At 70.6% G+C, this 18,492-nt stretch carries 15 protein-coding genes and 2 pseudogenes; 8 read left to right on the top strand and 9 right to left on the bottom strand.

Features of this window, described 5'->3' with window-relative positions:
- Positions 1 to 120 precede the first annotated feature (120 nt).
- The 7 genes from NFR93_RS11185 to NFR93_RS11155 all read left to right on the top strand — a co-directional run bounded on the left by NFR93_RS11185 (position 121) and on the right by NFR93_RS11155 (position 8,383).
- Positions 121 to 1,233 carry a BMP family lipoprotein gene (locus NFR93_RS11185; protein WP_251453291.1) on the top strand — a complete coding sequence of 371 codons (1,113 nt, stop codon included), beginning with the start codon at positions 121 to 123 and terminating at the stop codon, positions 1,231 to 1,233.
- A gap of 81 nt (positions 1,234 to 1,314) precedes the next feature.
- Positions 1,315 to 2,844: an ABC transporter ATP-binding protein gene (locus tag NFR93_RS11180; RefSeq protein ID WP_251453290.1), complete on the top strand. Its 1,530-nt coding sequence runs from the start codon at positions 1,315 to 1,317 to the stop codon at positions 2,842 to 2,844.
- The gene (locus tag NFR93_RS11175) at positions 2,841 to 4,169 is read left to right on the top strand and encodes an ABC transporter permease (protein ID WP_502846283.1); all 1,329 of its coding nucleotides are present in this window, start codon (positions 2,841 to 2,843) and stop codon (positions 4,167 to 4,169) included. The genes NFR93_RS11180 and NFR93_RS11175 overlap by 4 nt, the downstream gene beginning before the upstream one ends.
- Positions 4,163 to 5,467 (top strand): ABC transporter permease, encoded by a 1,305-nt coding sequence (locus NFR93_RS11170; RefSeq protein ID WP_502846291.1) that lies wholly within the window; start codon positions 4,163 to 4,165, stop codon positions 5,465 to 5,467. Before NFR93_RS11175 ends, NFR93_RS11170 begins: the two co-directional genes overlap by 7 nt.
- A 68-nt stretch (positions 5,468 to 5,535) precedes the next feature.
- Complete coding sequence (locus NFR93_RS11165; protein ID WP_251453289.1) at positions 5,536 to 5,937, top strand: cytidine deaminase; 402 nt, start codon at positions 5,536 to 5,538, stop codon at positions 5,935 to 5,937.
- The gene (locus NFR93_RS11160) at positions 5,934 to 7,220 is read left to right on the top strand and encodes a thymidine phosphorylase (protein ID WP_251453288.1); all 1,287 of its coding nucleotides are present in this window, start codon (positions 5,934 to 5,936) and stop codon (positions 7,218 to 7,220) included. The genes NFR93_RS11165 and NFR93_RS11160 overlap by 4 nt, the downstream gene beginning before the upstream one ends.
- Positions 7,221 to 7,267: 47 nt before the next feature.
- Positions 7,268 to 8,383: an adenosine deaminase gene (locus tag NFR93_RS11155; protein ID WP_251453287.1), complete on the top strand. Its 1,116-nt coding sequence runs from the start codon at positions 7,268 to 7,270 to the stop codon at positions 8,381 to 8,383.
- A gap of 33 nt (positions 8,384 to 8,416) precedes the next feature.
- Here the strand turns inward: NFR93_RS11155 and NFR93_RS11150 are convergent.
- From NFR93_RS11150 to NFR93_RS11120, 7 genes and pseudogenes are all read right to left on the bottom strand, one after another.
- A pseudogene (locus tag NFR93_RS11150) lies at positions 8,417 to 8,656 on the bottom strand (alpha/beta hydrolase); the annotation flags it as partial.
- A gap of 103 nt (positions 8,657 to 8,759) precedes the next feature.
- Positions 8,760 to 9,914, bottom strand: coding sequence for a mannitol-1-phosphate 5-dehydrogenase (locus NFR93_RS11145; RefSeq protein WP_251453286.1), 1,155 nt, complete (start codon positions 9,912 to 9,914; stop codon positions 8,760 to 8,762).
- On the bottom strand, positions 9,914 to 10,351 hold the full coding sequence (locus NFR93_RS11140) for a PTS mannitol transporter subunit IIA (RefSeq protein WP_251453285.1): 438 nt from the start codon (positions 10,349 to 10,351) through the stop codon (positions 9,914 to 9,916). The genes NFR93_RS11145 and NFR93_RS11140 overlap by 1 nt, the downstream gene beginning before the upstream one ends.
- A 100-nt stretch (positions 10,352 to 10,451) precedes the next feature.
- Entirely contained in the window at positions 10,452 to 12,008 is a 1,557-nt protein-coding gene (locus NFR93_RS11135; RefSeq protein ID WP_251453284.1) for a PTS mannitol transporter subunit IIBC, read from the bottom strand.
- A complete protein-coding gene (gene ptsP, locus NFR93_RS11130; protein WP_251453283.1) occupies positions 12,005 to 13,678 on the bottom strand; it encodes a phosphoenolpyruvate--protein phosphotransferase in 1,674 nt (557 codons plus the stop codon). Before ptsP ends, NFR93_RS11135 begins: the two co-directional genes overlap by 4 nt.
- Before the next feature lie 3 nt (positions 13,679 to 13,681).
- A complete protein-coding gene (locus NFR93_RS11125) occupies positions 13,682 to 13,957 on the bottom strand; it encodes an HPr family phosphocarrier protein (RefSeq protein ID WP_251453598.1) in 276 nt (91 codons plus the stop codon).
- Between the two features lie 183 nt (positions 13,958 to 14,140).
- A pseudogene (locus NFR93_RS11120) lies at positions 14,141 to 14,335 on the bottom strand (PTS sugar transporter subunit IIB); the annotation flags it as partial.
- A 181-nt stretch (positions 14,336 to 14,516) separates the two neighbouring features.
- On the opposite strand from NFR93_RS11120, the gene NFR93_RS11115 reads away from it, so the two are divergent.
- Positions 14,517 to 16,442 carry a BglG family transcription antiterminator gene (locus tag NFR93_RS11115; RefSeq protein WP_251453282.1) on the top strand — a complete coding sequence of 642 codons (1,926 nt, stop codon included), beginning with the start codon at positions 14,517 to 14,519 and terminating at the stop codon, positions 16,440 to 16,442.
- 282 nt (positions 16,443 to 16,724) lie between these two features.
- Here the strand turns inward: NFR93_RS11115 and NFR93_RS11110 are convergent, their stop codons facing one another.
- Both NFR93_RS11110 and NFR93_RS11105 read right to left on the bottom strand, forming a co-directional pair.
- Positions 16,725 to 17,681: a hypothetical protein gene (locus NFR93_RS11110; RefSeq protein ID WP_251453281.1), complete on the bottom strand. Its 957-nt coding sequence runs from the start codon at positions 17,679 to 17,681 to the stop codon at positions 16,725 to 16,727.
- Positions 17,682 to 17,907: 226 nt separating this feature from the next.
- Positions 17,908 to 18,492, bottom strand: a complete 585-nt coding sequence (locus NFR93_RS11105) for a GNAT family N-acetyltransferase (RefSeq protein ID WP_251453597.1) — start codon at positions 18,490 to 18,492, stop codon at positions 17,908 to 17,910.

Raw genomic sequence — 18,492 nt, 5'->3', positions numbered from 1 at the left:
TCATTGCGTCTTTGTAACCATTCGGCTCGGCGAGCCGCGCACGAATGCAAGACGCGCGTCACAGTGGGTAACTTTATGCAGTCCCCGTGACGGACTCGGGGCATTGATGGGGAGGCTGAGTTGACCATCTCACGCACCAAGAAGCTCGCAGGCGCCACCGCTGCCGCGGGCCTGCTCGTGGCCCTTGCCGGCTGCGGCACCGCTCCGGAAGGCGCCGGCTCGACCACCGAGCCCGACGACGGCGCGGCCATGACCGACTTCAAGGCCTGCATGGTCTCGGACGAGGGCGGCTTCAACGACAAGTCGTTCAACCAGCTGGGCCTCGCGGGCCTCGAGATGGCGGCCGACGAGCTCGGCTTCGAGATCGCGACCACCGAGTCGCAGTCCGCGAGCGATTACGCGGCCAACCTCGACAACCTCGCGTCGGAGGGCTGCAACCTCATCGTCTCGGTCGGCTTCCTGCTGAGCGCGCCGACCGTCGAGGCGGCCCTGGCCAACCCCGACATCGACTACGCCATCATCGACGACTACGCCGACAACGACTTCAACGGCGAGACCGACGCACCCAACATCAAGCCCCTCGTCTTCGACACCGCCCAGGCGGCCTTCCTCGGCGGCTACGCCGCGGCCTCGTACAGCGAGACCGGCAAGGTCGGCACCTTCGGCGGCGCCAAGATCCCGCCCGTGACGATCTTCATGGACGGCTTCCAGCTCGGCGTGGAGTACTTCAACGAGCAGAACGACGCCGACGTCCAGGTCGTGGGCTGGGACGTCGAGTCGCAGGAGGGCCAGTTCACGGACGAGTTCGCCGCGAACGACCGCGCCAAGCAGGTCGCTCAGGGCATCATCGACCAGGACGTCGACGTGCTGCTGCCCGTGGGCGGCCCGATCTACCAGTCGGCCGCTGAGGCCATCCGCGACTCCGGCGGCGAGATCGCCCTCATGGGCGTGGACGCGGATGTCTACGAGACCGACCCGAGCGTGGCCGACCTGCTGCTCGTGTCGATCCTCAAGGGCATGGACGTCGCGGTGTACGAGGCTGCCGTCTCGGCCGCCAACGACGAGTTCGACGTGACCCCGTTCGTCGGCACCCTCGAGAACGACGGCGTCGGCATCTCGGAGTTCCACGACTTCGAGTCGCTGGTCGACGAGGGCCTGACCGACGAGCTCGAGACGGTGCGTCAGGGCATCATCGACGGTTCGATCCCGGTCGAGTCGCCCGCCTCCCCGTAATCGGCCCGCAAGGCCACACCGGCGGCCCGCCCGATGCGCGCACCTCTCCGGCCGCCGTTCGACTCGATTAGATTGGCGACTATGACGCTCGAGCTGCGGGGTATCACCAAGCGCTTCGGCTCCCTGGTGGCGAACGACCACATCGACCTCGTCGTGAAGCCGGGCGAGATCCACTCCCTTCTGGGCGAGAACGGCGCAGGCAAGTCCACGCTCATGAACGTCCTGTACGGCCTGTACACCGCCGACGAAGGCGACATCGTCATCGACGACGAGGTCCAGTCCTTCAACGGACCCGGCGACGCCATGGCGGCCGGCATCGGCATGGTCCACCAGCACTTCATGCTCATCCCCGTCTTCACCGTCGCCGAGAACGTGATGCTCGGGCACGAGGAGACCAAGGCCCTCGGCGCGCTCGACCTCGAGAAGGCCCGAGCCCACGTCCGCGAGGTCGCGGCGCGCTTCGGGTTCCAGATCGACCCCGACGCGCTCGTCGGCGATCTGCCGGTCGGCGTCCAGCAGCGCGTCGAGATCATCAAGGCGCTTTCCCGCGACGCCAAGATCCTCGTGTTCGACGAGCCCACCGCGGTGCTGACGCCGCAGGAGACCGACGAGCTCATGGGCATCATGCGGCAGCTGCGCGACGAGGGCACTGCCATCGTCTTCATCACCCACAAGCTCCGCGAGGTCCGCGAAGTCGCCGACCGCATCACCGTCATCCGGCTGGGCAAGGTCGTCGGCGAAGCCGCGCCGACCGCGACCAACGCCGAGCTCGCCTCGCTCATGGTCGGTCGCGCCGTCGAGCTCACCGTCCACAAGGACCCGCCGCAGCCGCGCGAGGGCGGACTCGTCGTCGAGAACCTGCGCGTCGTCGACGAATCCGACCAGATCGTCGTGGACGGCGTCAGCTTCACCGTGCAGCCCGGCGAGATCCTCGCGATCGCCGGAGTGCAGGGCAACGGCCAGACCGAGCTCACCGAGGCCATCATCGGGCTGCAGCGCAAGACCACCGGCTCCATCGTCCTGGACGGAGAGCAGCTCGTCGGCAAGACGGTCCGCCAGATCATCGACCACGGCGTCGGATTCGTCCCCGAGGACCGCAAGGTCGAGGGTCTCGTCGGCGAGTTCAGCGTGGCGGACAACCTCATCCTGAACCGTTCCGACGACCCGGACTTCTTCTCGTTCGGCACGCTGCGACGCGGCATCCTGAGGGAGTTCGCCGAAGAGAAGATCACCGAGTTCGACATCCGCACGCAGGGGCCGGACCTGGCCGCCGGGCGCCTCTCGGGCGGCAACCAGCAGAAGGTCGTCCTGGCGCGCGAGCTCAGCCGCGACCTCAAGCTGTTCGTCGCCTCCCAGCCCACCCGCGGCATCGACGTCGGCTCGATCGAGTTCGTCCACAAGCGCATCGTCGCCACCCGCGACGCCGGCGTGCCCGTGATCGTCGTCTCGACCGAGCTCGACGAGGTCTCGGCCCTCGCCGACCGCATCGCCGTGATGTACCGCGGCAAGATCGTGGGGATCGTTCCGGGCGACGCACCCAGAGAGATGCTCGGCCTCATGATGGCCGGCGAGAAGCCGTCCGACACGACGGCCGAGGAGGTTCCCGCGTGAGCGGCCAGAGTCCCGAGAGCTCCGACCTCGGCCCCGGCATCGACCCGCTGCTGGCCCCGTCGGCCACGGGCGAGCCGTCGCCGGTGCTCCCCACGGCCACGGTGCCGCCGCCGCCCCGCCAGAACCAGCTCATCCGGGAGGTGCTCCGCGGCAGCGTCACCACGACGATCCTCGCGATCGTGCTGGCCATGCTCATCGGCGGCATCCTCGTGGCCCTCACCGACGCGCGGGTCCAGCAGGCCGCGGGGTATTTCTTCGCCCGCCCGCAGGACACCCTGATCGCCATCTGGGATGCCGTCGCCGGCGCCTACTCGGCACTGTTCCGCGGCGCCATCTACAACTACAACGCGGATTCGTTCGTGCGCGGCATCAAACCGATCACCGACACCCTGAACTTCGCCACCCCGCTCATCGCGGCCGGCCTCGGAGTGGGCCTGGCGTTCCGCGTCGGACTGTTCAACATCGGCGCGCGCGGCCAGATGCTCATGGGCATCGCCGCCGCGGCCTTCGTGTCGTTCAACGTGCAGGCGCCCCTGCTGATCCACCTGCCGCTGACGATCGCGGCGGGCATGATCGGCGGTGCGATCTGGGGCGGGCTCGTCGGCTTCCTCAAGGCCCGCACCGGCGCGCACGAGGTGATCCTGACGATCATGCTGAACTTCGTCGCCTTCTACTTCGTCGCGTGGCTGCTCGCCACGCCGGGCCTCCTGCAGCGGCCCGGCGGCACCCAGCCGATCTCGCCGGCGACGCCCGAGACGGCGCAGTTCCCGTCGCTGTTCCCCGCCCCGCTCACCGTGAACTGGGGCTTCATCGTCGCCATCGGCGCCACCGCCTTCGTGTGGTGGCTCATCGAGCGGTCGAGTCTCGGCTTCCGCATGCGCGCGGTGGGCGAGAACCCCTTCGCCGCGCGTGCGGCGGGCGTCAACGTCGAACGCATCATCTTCTACGCGATGGCGTTCGCGGGCGCCCTGGCCGGTCTGGCCGGGGTCAACCAGATCTCGGGCACCATCACCAGCGGCTTCGGCAGCCACATCGACGCCGGCATCGGCTTCGACGCGATCACGGTCGCGCTCCTCGGCCGCAGCCGTGCGTGGGGCGTCTTCGCCGCCGGCATCCTGTTCGGAGCGCTCAAAGCCGGAAGCTTCACGATGCAGGTCGCCGAAGACATCCCCGTCGACATCGTGGTCGTCGTGCAGGCGCTCATCGTGCTGTTCATCGCGGCGCCGCCGCTCGTGCGGACGATCTTCTTCCTGCCCAAGGAGGAGCACGAGCTCTCGGCCAAGAAGAGAGCCAAGCGCGCGGCGAAGGCGGGAGCGGCATCGTGAGCACCGACGTGGCAGCACCCCTGACCCCGGCGCCGGGCGCCGGCGGCGCGATCACCCGCGAGAAGGTGCGTCAGCGGCACTGGAAGCTGCCGATCACCCTGGCCGTCGGCACGATCCTGATCTGGATCATGGCCTTCGCCTTCGGGCGCGACGGCACCAGCACCTACCGGCTCGGCGACCGCACGTCGGCCATCGACCTGGGCGACATCGGCGTGCCGACCGCGGCCACCGTGACGGTGTGCGCGATCCTCCTCGCCCTCATGACCGCGTACGCATTCTGGGCGGTGGCGACCTACCGTCGCGTGGGACTGTGGCTGTCCATCGTGTTCGCGTTCGTGGCGGTGTTCGCCTTCCTCACGTGGTCGGCCGCGGGCGGACTCGTCCCGGTCACCGGCCTGCTCTTCGGCGCGGTGTCGCTGTCGGTTCCGCTCGTCTTCGGCGCCCTGGGCGGCGTCATCGGCGAGCGGGTCGGCGTGGTCAACGTCGCCATCGAGGCGCAGTTCCTGTTCGCCGCGTTCACGTCCGCGATCGTCGCGTCGATGACCGGATCGTTCGTCCTCGGGCTCATCGCGGCCATGCTCGCGGGAGCCCTGGTCGGCTCGGTCCTGGCGGTGTTCTCGATCAAGTACCTCGTCGACCAGGTCATCGTCGGCGTCGTGCTGAACGTCCTGATCACGGGCCTGACGAGCTTCCTGCACGGCGCGCTGCTGAACCCGAACGCGGAGGCCCTGAACTCCCCGCCCCGCTTCCCGAGGTGGGCGATCCCCGGGCTGTCCGAGATCCCGATCATCGGTCCCGTCGTGTTCAACCAGACGCTCATCGTGTACCTCATGTACATCGCTGTGCCGCTGGTGGCATGGGGGCTCTACAAGACCCGCTGGGGTCTGCGGCTGCGCGCGGTGGGGGAGCACCCCCAGGCGGCCGACACCGTCGGCATCCGGGTCAACCCCACGCGGTTCTGGAACGTGCTGCTGGCAGGGGCCATCGCCGGCATCGGCGGGGCGTACTTCACGCTCGGATCAGTCGGCTCCTTCGACAAGGAGATGACGGGCGGACTCGGCTTCATCGCCCTGGCGGCCGTGATCTTCGGCGGCTGGGATCCGGTGCGGGCCACCCTCGCCGCGCTCCTGTTCGGCTTCACCACGAACCTCGAGACGCTGCTGACCAACCTCGGCTCGCCGATCCCGTCCGAGTTCATGGCGATGCTGCCCTACATCGTGACGATCCTCGCCGTCGTCGGCTTCGCCGGCCAGGTGCGCGGGCCGGCTGCCGCGGGCAAGCCCTACATCAAGGGCTGACCCGTGGGCGCAGCCGTGTGCTCCGCAGCATCCGACCCTCCCGACATCCACCTGAAAGAGAGCCGTCCGTGACCGACATCGACTGGGATGAGCTGCGCGCGGCGGCCACCGAGGCCATGCATCGCGCGTACGCCCCGTACTCGCACTACAAGGTGGGCGCCGCCGCCCTCGTGTCGGACGGGCGGGTGGTGACCGGCTGCAACGTCGAGAACGCCTCGTACGGCGTGGGCCTGTGCGCCGAGTGCGGTCTCGTCTCCGACCTGCACATGTCCGGCGGCGGACAGCTCGTCGCTTTCGTGTGCGTCAACGGCAACGGCGAGACGATCATGCCGTGCGGCCGGTGCCGTCAGCTGCTGTACGAATTCGCCCTGCCCGGGATGCTGCTCGAGACGGTGTCGGGCATCCGGACCATCGATGAGGTGCTGCCCGACGCCTTCGGACCCCGCGATCTCGAGGAGGCGGCCCGATGACCGAGCCCTTCGACGCGGTCGACGTCATCCGCGCCAAGCGCGACGGGGGCGTCGTCGGCGAGGACGCCCTGCGGTGGATGGTGGACGCCTACACCCGCGGGTACGTCGCCGACTCGCAGATGGCGGCCTTCGCGATGGCGGTGCTCCTCAACGGCATGCAGCGCGACGAGATCCGCGTCATGACCGACGCGATGATCGCCTCGGGGGAGCGGATGAGCTTCGCCGACCTCGGGAAGACGACCGCCGACAAGCACTCCACAGGTGGAGTGGGCGACAAGATCACCCTCCCGCTCGCGCCGCTGGTCGCGGTCTTCGGCGTCGCCGTGCCGCAGCTGTCGGGCCGCGGCCTCGGCCACACCGGGGGCACGCTCGACAAGCTGGAGTCGATCCCCGGGTGGCGGGCGGCTCTGTCCAACGACGAGATGTTCGCCCAGCTGCGCGACGTCGGGGCCGTGATCTGCGCCGCCGGATCGGGGCTGGCACCCGCCGACAAGAAGCTCTACGCCCTGCGCGACGTCACGGGCACGGTCGAGGCCATCCCGCTCATCGCCTCGAGCATCATGTCGAAGAAGATCGCCGAGGGCACGGACTCTCTCGTCCTGGACGTGAAGTTCGGCTCGGGGGCCTTCATGAAGGACATCGACCGCGCCCGCGAACTGGCCCGCACCATGGTCGAGCTCGGCACGGACTCGGGCGTGGCCACCACCGCGCTGCTGACCGACATGAACACCCCGCTCGGGCTCGCGATCGGCAACGCCAACGAGGTGCGCGAATCGGTCGAGGTGCTCGCCGGCGGTGGTCCGGCCGACGTGGTCGAGCTCACCGTCGCCCTCGCCCGCGAGATGCTGACCCTGGCGGGGCAGCCCGACGCCGACGTCGAGAAGGCCCTGGCCGACGGACGTGCGATGGACGTCTGGCGCTCCATGATCCGCGCCCAGGACGGCGATCCGGATGCCGCACTGCCGACGGCGCGCGAGACCCACACCGTCGCCGCGACGGCGGCCGGCCACGTCACGCGCACCGAGGCGCTCCCCTTCGGCATCGCGGCGTGGCGCCTGGGTGCCGGCCGGGCGCGCGCCGAGGACCCCGTGCTGCACGCCGCGGGCATCGACCTTCACGTCAAGCCGGGCGACCGGGTGTCCGCCGGACAGCCGCTGTTCACCCTGCTCGGCGACGATGACTCCCGCTTCGAGCGCGCGCTCGACGCGCTCGAGGGAGCATGGGAGGTGGGGCCCGACGCCCCGCCGTCCGCGCCCCTCGTCCGCGAGCGCATCACCGCGTAGTCTTCGTCCTTCCGCCCCTTCATCCCCAGCATCCGAGGAGAGCCCCCATGGCCATCGATCAGCACGGCGACGCCGTCCTGCAGGGCGTTTCGATCCGGAGCCTGCCCAAGGTCTCGCTGCACGACCACCTCGACGGGGCCGTCCGTCCCGCCACGATCCTCGAGCTGGCTGACGACGCCGGGGTGGAGGTGCCCGAGTCGGATGCCGCAGCGCTCGCGGACTGGTTCGCCGAGCGCAGCGACTCCGGCTCGCTGGTGGAGTACCTGAAGACGTTCGACCTCACCACCTCGGTCATGCAGACGCGCGAGGGCCTCACGCGGGTCGCGCGGGAGTTCGTCGAGGACCTGGCCGCCGACGGCGTCGTGTACGGCGAGGTGCGCTGGGCGCCCGAGCAGCACCTGGGCGGCGGGCTGAGCCTGGACGAGGTCGTCGAAGCGGTCCAGGACGGCATCGAGGAGGGTGAGGATGCCGTCGGCGACGCCGGGGGCGACATCCGCGTCGGGCAGCTGATCACCGCGATGCGGCACACCGACCGTTCGCTCGAGATCGCCGAGCTGGCCGTGCGCTGGCGTCGACGCGGCGCGGTCGGGTTCGACATCGCCGGACCGGAGGACGGGTTCCCGCCGTCGCGGCACCGTGCGGCGTTCGACTATCTGGCGTCGGAGTTCTTCCCCGTGACTGTGCACGCGGGAGAAGCGGCGGGCCTGGCCTCGATCCGCTCCGCCCTCATCGACGGGCGGGCGCTGCGCCTCGGACACGGCGTGCGCCTCGCATCCGACCTGGAGGTCGTCTCGCGCGAAGGCGAAGAGGTGTTCGTGCAGTTCGGCGACCTGGCGCGGTGGGTGCGCGACCGCGAGATCCCGCTCGAGCTGTCGCCGTCGTCGAACCTGCAGACCGGTGCCATCGAGGCGTGGGGCAACGCGATGGAAGACCACCCCTTCGACCTGCTCTACCAGCTGGGCTTCGCCGTCACGGTGAACGTCGACAACCGCACGATGAGCCGCACGTCGCTCACCCGCGAGCTGGCGCTCCTGGCAGAGACGTTCGAGTACGACCTGGACGACCTCGAGGTCTTCCAGCTGAATGCCGCGGCCGGCGCCTTCCTCGCCGTCGAGGAGCGCGAGGAGCTCATCGAGGTCATCGGCGAGGGCTTCGACCGCTGACCCGACCCTCCGCCCGCCCCGGCCTGCCCGGACTCACCGGTCGGTGGCGAATGCCCCGAGCAGCTCGGTGAGGCGGGCGGTCATCTCCTCGTCCGAGATGGTGGGCTCGCCGTCGCCGGCCTGCGGGCCGTAGTCCCCGAACGACGCGTGCGCGGCGCCCGGGATCTCCACCATCTCGGCGTCGGCGGGAAGGAGCGGTCGCGCGTCGGCGATCTTCTCGGGCGTCGAGAGGCCGTCATCGCTGCCGGCGATGCTCAGCACCGGCATCCCCGAGTCCGCCCACTACCCATCCGACGACGCGACGGCGCCGCGGCCGTCGGGGAGGAGCCGGAGGGATCGGTCGCCGCGCGTTCGCTCACGGATCGAGCGCAGGGGCTCAGCGACCCAGCTCGGCCTGCCTGGCGGCGACGACGGCGACCACGCGGTCGAAGAGCGGATGCTGCGGATCGAGCCCTGTCACCTCGGCGGTGAATGTCGCGGCGTCCTGCTCGCGCAGTATCCGCTGCATGTCGACGGACTGGGCGTCCTCGGCGTCGTCGAAACGCAGGGCGGCGCCCACGGCGGCCACCAGCGCGTCCACCGCGAGTCCGCGCTCGGCGGCAGACGCGGCGGGGCCGATGAAGCGCTCGTGCCGGGAGAGCTTGCGCAGCGGCTGACGGCCTACCCGCCACACCGTGTCGGGGAGGGCGGGGTTGCGGAAGCGGCCGAGGATCGTGCGGCGGTACTCCGCCTGCGCGTCGGGGTCCAGTCCGTGTGTGGCGATCAGAAGCGCCGAGGTCTCTTCGAGCACCGCCTCCACCTGCCGCGCGATGCGCTCATCCGCCAGCGCGTCCGAGATGCGCTCCACGCCGGCGGCCGCACCGAAGTAGGCGGTCGTGGCATGACCGGTGTTGACGGTGAAGAGCTTCCGCTCGATGTAGGGGGCGAGGTCGTCGACGAAGTGCGCGCCGGGGATGTTCGGCGGGTTCCCGCCGAACGGCCCGCGTTCGATGGCCCATTCGTAGAAGGGCTCCACCGTGACGTCCACACCGCCGCCTTCGGGCTGGCCGGGAACGATGCGGTCGACGGCGGTGTTGGCGAACACCGCGCTGCCCGACAGGGCGTCCCACGCTTCGCCCGCCTGCGCGGCGATCTCGTCGCGGAGCAGGTCGGTGGCGTTGATGGCGTTCTCGCACGCCATGATCTGCAGCGGGGGAGTGCCGGGCTCGCGCAGGGCGAGGCCGGCGATGATGTGCGGGGCGACGAACCGCAGGATCGTCGGGCCGACCGCCGTGGTGACGACGTTCGCCGTGGCGATCTCGTCGGCCACGGCCTGCGGGTCCTCGGCGCTGTTGATGGCGCGGAATCCGGTGACGACCGTGTCGCGCCCGCCGTCGCCGACCTCGTGCACGGTGTACGCGTCGGCGGCGTTGATGGCGTCGACGAGGCCGGCCGCGACGTCCGAGAACACCAGTTCGTAGCCGCCTTCGTGAAGCAGCAGGCCGACGAAGCCGCGTCCGATGTTCCCGGCGCCGAAGTGGACGGCCTTCATCACACTCCCGTCGCCGCGACGATCCGGTACAGGTCTTCGGGGGTGTCGGCGGCCTTCAGCCGCGCCACGTCATCCTCGTCCGAGAAGAGGATCGCGATCTGCGACAGGATCTCGAGGTGCTCGTCGCCCTTGCCCGCGATCCCCACTACGAACGTGACCGGCTCGCCGCCCCAGTCCACGCCGCCGTCGTAGCGCACGACCGACAGCGCCGAGTCCAGGATCTCGCCCTTGGTCTCATTGGTGCCGTGGGGGATCGCCAGCTCGTTGCCCATGTAGGTCGAGACCGTCTCCTCCCGCTGCTGCATCGCGTCGAAGTAGCGCGAGGTGACCGCGCCGGCTGCCTCGAGGATGTCGGCGGCCTCCTTCATCGCCTCCTCGCGGGTCGCGCTGCCGGAGTGGATGCGCACCTGTCCGATGCTGAGGACGTCACGTGCCATGGTCTCGCCTTTCTGTTTCACGGATGCCGGTGGGGCGGTCCCGCAGAGGACCACGGGGCCGGGGGCGTCGCGCCGCCCGACCCCGCAGTCGTCTCAACGGCTACGCACCATCTTTGTGCTGGTCGCGCACCAGGTCCACGACCTCGTCGTACTTCGGCGAGTTCATGAAGTTGTCGACCGAGACGTGCATCGCCCCCGGTGTCTGGTGACGCGCCCGGTCGGTGAGCTGGTTCTGCGTGATGACCAGGTCGGCCGAGGAGTCGAGGTTCGCGATCGCCTTGTTGACGACCGTGACATCCTCGATGCCCGCCTTCTTGATCTTGTTGCGCAGCACGCTCGCGCCCATGGCCGACGAGCCCATGCCCGCGTCGCACGCGAACACGATGCTCTTGATCTGGCGGGTGGCCACCGGTGCCTCCGCCGCGGCGGTGCCCGCCGCGGTGCCGGCGGCGGCCGCACCCGAGGTGCGCAGTCCGTCGAGGGCCGCAGACGACTTGCCCTTGTTCTCGGCGGTCCGCGACACGGCCGTGGCGAACTGGTCGCCCTCTGCCGCGAGGTCGCGCTTGCGGGAGGCCCGCAGGATGATCGCCGCGATGACGAAGGTGACAGCCGCGGAGAGGATCACCGACAGGATCACGCCGACGTAGCTGTCGCTCGCCGTCTGGGCCAGGACCGCGAAGATCGATCCCGGCGCGGCGGGCGCTCGAAGCCCCGCGTCGAACAGCATGTTCGTGGTGACACCGGTCATGCCGCCGGCGATGAGCGCGACGATCAGGACGGGCTTCATCAGCGCGAACGGGAAGTACACCTCGTGGATGCCGCCGAAGAACTGGATGACTGCAGCACCCGGCGCCGAGGCGCGTGCGGCGCCGATGCCGAAGAACGTGAAGGCCAGCAGCAGTCCGACGCCGGGGCCGGGGTTGGCCTCCAGCAGGAACAGGATGGACTTGCCGTCCTGGTCGGCCTGGGCGATGCCGAGCGGGGTGAGGACGCCGTGGTTGATGGCGTTGTTCAGGAAGAACACCTTCGCCGGCTCGATGATGATGCTCGTCAGCGGCAGCAGCCCGGTCTCGACCAGCCAGTTCACGGCGTTGCCGAGCACCGTCATCAGGCCGTTGACCAGCCATGCCACCGGGTAGAACCCGACGATCGCCATGACGAAGCCCCAGATGCCCGCCGAGAACATGTTCACCAGCATCTCGAAGCCGGCCTTGACCTTGCCGTCCCACAGCCGGTCGAGCCACTTCATGGTGTACGCCGCGAGGGGGCCCATGATCATCGCGCCGATGAACATGTGGATCTGGCCGAGCGGGGCCTCGCCCTCGGGCAGCGTGGCGTTGAACTGCGCGATGAGCAGGTCGGAGCCGGCGATGGCGCCCATGACGGCGATCGAGCCCACGACGGCGCCGCGCACCTGGTAGACCATGTAGCCCGCGGTGTAGGCGATCAGGATCGGCAGCAGGTAGTGGATGAACGGTCCGACGATGGTCGCCAGATCCGCGTTGGGGGTCCAGCCCACATCGATGAAGAACGCGGTGAAGATGCCCCACGCGATCAGCGCGGGGATGTTCGGCATGATCATGCCGGAAAGGAAGGTCCCGAAGCGCTGGACGTGAACCTGCGCCTTCCTGCCTCCCGTGGCGGACGTCGTCGTCATTGCACTGTCTCCTTCATACGGGTCGCGGCCTCCTGGGCCGCGATTCGAGCGGATGCCGCATCGCTGGCGGCGAGGGTGGCCTCGGCGATGCGGCGGGCATCGTCGAGGGTGTACTGCAGCAGGGTGGCGCGCACGTCGGCGAGGGCGGTGGGGGCCATCGACAGGCTCGTCGCCCCGAGCCCCACCAGCACGACCGCCAGCAGCGGATCCGCGGCGGCCTCGCCGCAGATCCCGACGGGCTTGCCGGACGCGCGGCCGGCCTCGCCGACCTGCCGGATCAGGGTGAGCACGGCCGGGTGCCACGGGTCCTGGAACGCCGCCACCGATCCGAGCAGGCGATCGGCGGCGAGGGTGTACTGCGTGAGGTCGTTGGTCCCGATCGACGCGAAGTCGGCGTGGGCGAGCACCCGGTCGGCCAGCAGCGCCGACGAGGGCACCTCCACCATGACACCGGCGGTCTTGACCCCGTACTCGCGGGCGATGCCCACGAAGTACTCCGTCTCCTCCACCGTCGAGACCATCGGGGCCATCACCCACAGCTCCGCCTGCGTCGCGGCATCCGCCTGGGCGAGCGCGGTCAGCTGCTCGCGCAGGATGTCCTCGCTCGCGCGGAGCGCCCGCAGGCCCCGCAGACCCAGGGCCGGATTCTCCTCGTGCGCGTCGTTGAGGAAGGGCAGCGGCTTGTCGGCACCGGCATCCAGCACCCGCACGACGACCTTCTTGCCGGGGAACTCCTTCAGCAGGGCGATGTACGCCTCGCGCTGCTGCTCGACCGTGGGGGCGTTGCTGGAGCTGAGGAAGAGGAACTCGGTGCGGAAGAGTCCGACGCCCTCGGCGCCGAGTTCGACCGCCTCGGGTGCGCCCTTGGCGTTTCCGAGGTTGGCCAGCAGCGGCACGGCGGTTCCGTCCGCGAGGGCGCCGGGGGTGACGGGGGCGCTCGCCGCGGCCGCGCGATCGGCGGCGCGGTTGCGGGCCCGATCGAGTTCCTCGGCGGAGGGGTTCGTCGTCACGACGCCGGCTGCGGCATCCACGATCACGGTCTCGCCGTCGGCGAGGGCGGTCGCCGTCGTCGCGCCGACGACCGCCACGATGGCCTTCTCGCGGGCGAGGATCGCCGTGTGCGACGTCGGACCGCCTTCGGTTGTCACCAGCGCGAGCACCTTGTCGAGGTCGAGCAGAGCCGTGTCGGCCGGCGCCAGGTCCTTGGCGACGAGGATGAACGGATGCCCGGGGTCGGGCACCCCCGGGGCGGCGACGCCGCGGAGGCGGGCGATGACCCGCTGGGCGACGTCGTCGAGGTCGGCGGCACGCTCGCCCAGGTAGCCGCCGAGAGCGGTGAGCTGCTCGCGGAACGAGGCGAACGCGTCGAAGACGGCGAACTCGCCCGTCTTGCCCTGCGCGAGCCGGGTCTCGACCTCGGACTGCAGAGTGGGGTCTTCGGCCATCATCGCCTGCGCTTCGAGCACGTCGCGGGCGGCCCCTCCGGCCTGCGCGCCGCGGGCCTCGAGTTCGCGTGCGACCGCGGCGACGGCCTCGGCGACCCGGGCCTTCTCTTCGTCGGCGCTGCGGGTGCTCGGCTCGTCGGCCGGCGCCGGCAGCGGCTCGGCCATCCGTGCGACGGGTCCCTGTGCGACGCCCAGTCCGATTCCGACTCCTCTGAGTTCTGCCATGTCCTACTCCGCGTCGTGATCGGTCGTGAGCAGTTCGCTCAGCTGGTCGAGGACGTCGTCGGCGCGTTCGCCGTCGGCCGTCAGGGTCACGTAGTCGCCGTGCTCCACGCCCAGGGCGATCACACCGAGGATGCTGGCGGCGTTCACCGGCGCGCCGGAGCCCTTCGCGATCGTGACCGGGATCCCGGCGTCCTTCGCCGCCTGGGCGAACAGCTTCGCGGGCCGGGCGTGCAGACCGTGCGACGATCCGATGTGGACCGTCCTCGAGATGGCGGGCATGGGCGACCTCTCTGTCTGTGTCGTGTTCTCTGTCGGTGTCGGTGTCGTGCTCTGCGCGGGGTCAGCGGGCGGCGCGGCGGGGCGTGCGGCGCGCACCAGCTCGAGCGTCCGCGAGCCGTCGAGGTCCTGGAAGATGTCGCCGGGAAGCAGCACCACCGCGGTCCCTCGCGCCGCGGCATCCCGCTCGATCGTCTCGATCGCGTGCGACATGTGCGGCCCGACCAGGACCACGTCGGCGGAATCGAGGTCGATCGGGAGCGACTGCTCGGTGCCCGCGAACGCGGAGTAGGCGAGCCCGTGGGCCTGCGCCGCGTGGCGCACGCGCTGCGCGACGAAGGTGCTGGACGCACCGGCGCCGCACACCACAAGGATCCTCATCGACCCGCCTCCTCTTGTGGCCATTCTTGTGAGAACGCTGGGAGGGGACAACCACTCTCGTTTCCGCGGGGGCGGAAAGGCGCTGCGGTGCGGCGGGCTGGGCGGCCGCGACTCGTGGTTGACTGGCACGGTGCGGCGCTCGCCGACCCACCCCTTCCCGCGACGTCGCCCGAGGAGCACCGTGACCCGAGCCAGACAGGACCGCCTGCTGGGCCTGCTCGTGCGAGAAGGCGATTGGGCGACAGCGGCCTCGCTGGCCGATGCGGTCGGAGTGACACCGCGCAGCATCCGCTCCTACGTCACCGCCCTCAACGCGCGCGTGCCGGCGGGCACGGCCGTCGAGTCCGGGCCGCACGGCTACCGCGCCGGACCCGAGGCCACCGTCGCGCTGCGCGCGGGCACCGCCGAGACCGGAACACCGCGGGATCGACTGCATACCCTGGTCCGCCGACTGCTGGACGCCCCGGACGGCATCGACGTGTACGCCACCGCGGATGAGCTGTTCGTGAGCACCGCGACGCTGGACGCGGACCTCGGGCGGGTGCGGGCGCTGCTGGGCGGCACCGAGCTGACGCTCGAGCGGTCCGCGGCCACCGCGCGCCTGCACGGCACCGAGGTCGCCCAGCGCCGGCTGCTGTCCCGACTCGCGCACGACGAGATGGATGCCGGATCGTTCGACCTCGCGGCCCTCCGCCGCACGCTCGGCGACGAGTCGGTGGGCGCCCAGGCGTTCGGTCCGTTCAAGGCCGACCTCGTCGCCCGGCTCGGGGCGCTGGGATACTTCGTCAACGAGATCGGCATCGCCGACGTGGTGATGCACATCGCGATCGCCGCGGACCGCGTCGCCCGCGACCGGCCGCTCGAGGCGGGCGGACCCGACGCTACCGGCGCCCAGGGCGAAGTCGTCGCCGTCCTCGCCGACCTCGTGGAGCAGCACCTCGGGGTGCGCCTGGGAAGCGCCGACCTGCGCCACCTGGCGACGCTCGTGCTGACCCGGATCGTGGCCCCCGGAGACGCGTCGCGTCACGAGCACACGCGCGCGAGTCTCGATCCGGAGGTCGAGACCGTGGTGCGCGAGGTGGTCGAGCAGGCGGCCGCCGAGTTCCTCGTCGACATCGTCCACGAGGACTTCATCCTGCGTCTCGCGCTGCACGTCCAGAACCTTCGCCAGCGCGCACGGGAGCAGGCGTGGTCGCGCAATCCGCTCACGCGCTCCCTGAAATCGACCTACCCGATGATCTTCGACGTGGCCGTCTTCGTCGCCAGCGGGCTGCACCGACGTCTGGACATCCCGCTGCTGGACGATGAGATCGCCTACATCGCCATGCACGTCGGGGGTCGCCTCGAGCGCAGCCGCCGTGCCGACCAGCTGCTGACGGCGACCATCGTGTGCCCCGGGTACTACGAGCTGCACGAGCTGCTTCGATCGAGCGTGGACCGCTCCCTCGGACGCGAGGTCGAGGTCGTTGGCGTCGAGACGCGCGTCGACCCGGATTGGGCGGGCATCGACACCGACCTCGTCCTCACCACCATCGATCCGGCGATCTCGGGCGATCGGGTGGTCCGCATCCAGCCCTTCCTCACCGATGCCGACATCGAGCGGGTGCACCAGGCGGGCGGCCGCATCCGTCGCACGCGCCGGCTGGCGCGGCTGCGGACCGAGCTGGAGCGCTACTTCGCGGCATCCGCGTTCGTGAGGGGCTTGGATGCCGCGACCGGCGTGGAGGGGACCATCCGGCGCCTCGGCGACCTGCTCATCGCGCAGGGGGTCATCGATCAGGACTACGTCGAGCGCGCGATCGAGCGCGAGCGGCTGTCGTCGACGGCCTTCACCGACGCGCTGGCGGTGCCGCACGCGATGGGGATGACGGCGACGCGCACCTCGATCGCGATCGGCATCGCCGAGCCGTCGCTGCCGTGGGGCGACGGCCGCGTGCAGGTCGTCGCGCTCGTGGCCTTCTCTCAGGCCGACCGCGAGGCCTTCCAGACGGTGTTCGAGCAGTTCGTCGAGGTGTTCAGCGAGCGCGAGAGCGTGCAGCGCATCGTCCGCCGTGCGACGGACTTCAGTGGCTTCCTCGACGAGCTCGTCGCCGTCATCGACGGCTGAGTCCCCCCGCGCCCGGGGACGCGTGCGCACGTATCCCCCGCGTGCGTGGGAATCCCGCCCGCGTGTGACGCGTGCGCACGCCGCCCTGCGCGTGCGGAAGCCCTGGTTGGGGCCGCGTGCGCACGTACCCCCGGCGTGCGGAAGCCCTGGTTGGGACGCGTGCGCACGTATCCCCGGCGTGCGTGGGAATCCCGCCCGCGTGTGACGCGTGCGCACCCGTCTCCGACGAGAGGCGCTGCACGATCCGAGAGAGCACACGAGCGACGATCGGATGCCGGGGCCTCAGGCCGGTGGCCGCACGCCCATTCCGCGGAGAAGGCTGCCGAAGACGGACGTCGACTGCAGGTTGGGCATCATCCAGCGGACGAGCTGCCATCCGGTGGTGGCGCGAATCCAGTCTTCTCGTCTTTTCTCGTCCATGATCGCCTGCTGAGCGGTGCGCCCCTGCAGGAACTCCGGATCGGTGTACTTCGCCTCGCCGTCGAACTCCCCGAACAGCCGCATCCCTTCGAACCCGAAGTCCACGGCGTAAGGGGTCCCCTTGGGTCCGGGCACCGGGACCTGCAGACGGGGGATGGGGAAGCCCAGCCGGTGGAAGTACACGCGGCTGACGCTCTCTCCGGGCAGTTGGGCGCGGCCGTCGGCGAATTCCAGAGCCCGGTGCGCGACGTCGACCCGCCGAGCGAACCCGCCGAGATGGCCACGCGCGGCGTCGATGAGTGAGGCGGCGGCATCCTCGTCGTAATCGTCGCGGTCGACGTAGCGGTGGAGTGCGGCATCGGCAGCGGCGACGGTCGTTTCCTCGGACGCCGATCTGGCGAGGTCGGCCAGGGTGCGCGCGAGTGACGTGCACCGAAGCCCGCCGACCTCGACGACATCGTCGTCGATGATCGGCCCGTCGTGCCGCACGACGCCGCGGGCGGCGCCGGCGCGCATGTCGCCGGCCAGCACGTGGACGTTGTCCGCGGGGACGCGGAAGAGCGGCAGGCCGTGCAGCGCGGCCGCGCTCGGACCGGAGAACACCGGCTCGTGCCGGGCCATCAGGGCGTACGCATGAGCACGGGTGACCGCTTCCTGTTCGGAGCGCTGCCGTCGCCAGTCCGCACCGAACGCGAAGACGCCGGGGCGTACGGCCACGAGGTCGCCCGAGGTGACGGATGCCGCGAGCGCGCGCCACCCGGTGCCATCCGACAGCAGCTCGTCACGTCGCATGAGCGCGAGGGGTTCGCGTACGTTCATCCCGGCATCCTCGTGGGCAGCGGCCACCGAGCCGCGCGACCGGCCTCGGATGTGGACGAACTCCCTCGGCGCCCCGCCGGGGAGAGAGCCTGGCGCCTCCCGCCACCCGCCTCGCCTCCCGCCCGCCCACCCGCGCCGGGGCGCGTGCGCACGCATCACCAGCGTGCGTGATCACCCCGCACGCTGGGGGCACGTGCGCACGCGCCCCCAGCCGTGGACGGGAGAGTCAGGGGCGGGAGAGGCGGGCCTGCAGGCCGCGCTTCACGGCGGGCCACTCGTGCGGGAGGATCGAGTACACCACGGTGTCGCGGAGCGTTCCGTCGGGCCCCAGCCGGTGGTTGCGCAGCACCCCGTCCAGCTTCGCGCCCAGCCGCTCGATCGCCGCCCGCGACTGCCGGTTGTGCCAGTGGGTGCGGAACTCGACCGCGATCGCGTCGCAATCCTCGAAGGCGTGGCCGAGCAGCAGCAGCTTGGCTGCGGAGTTCACGGCCGTGCGCTGGGCGTCGACCGCGATCCACGTGTAGCCGATCTCGACATGCCGGTTGGGCTGGTCGATGTTGCAGAAGGTCGTCATCCCGACGGCCTCACCTGTATCGAGCCGACGGATCGCCCACGGGTTCATCGTCCCCGCCAGGTGCGCCTCGTGCCGGGCTGCGATCTCGCCGGGCACGTCCTCCGCCGTCGGCACCGAGGTGTACCAGGCGTGCTCGAGCCCCGCGGTGGCGTCGCCGAGCTCGCCGGCGTGCTGCGGGGTCAACGGCTCGAGACGGACGACGTCGTTGGCGAGGGTGACGGGCTCGATCAGCAGCAC

This window comes from Microbacterium sp. Marseille-Q6648, assembly GCF_943181415.1.
Lineage (GTDB): Bacteria > Actinomycetota > Actinomycetes > Actinomycetales > Microbacteriaceae > Microbacterium.
The sequence above is the reverse complement of the archived record's forward strand: the minus strand, read 5'-3'. Positions and strand labels throughout refer to the sequence as shown.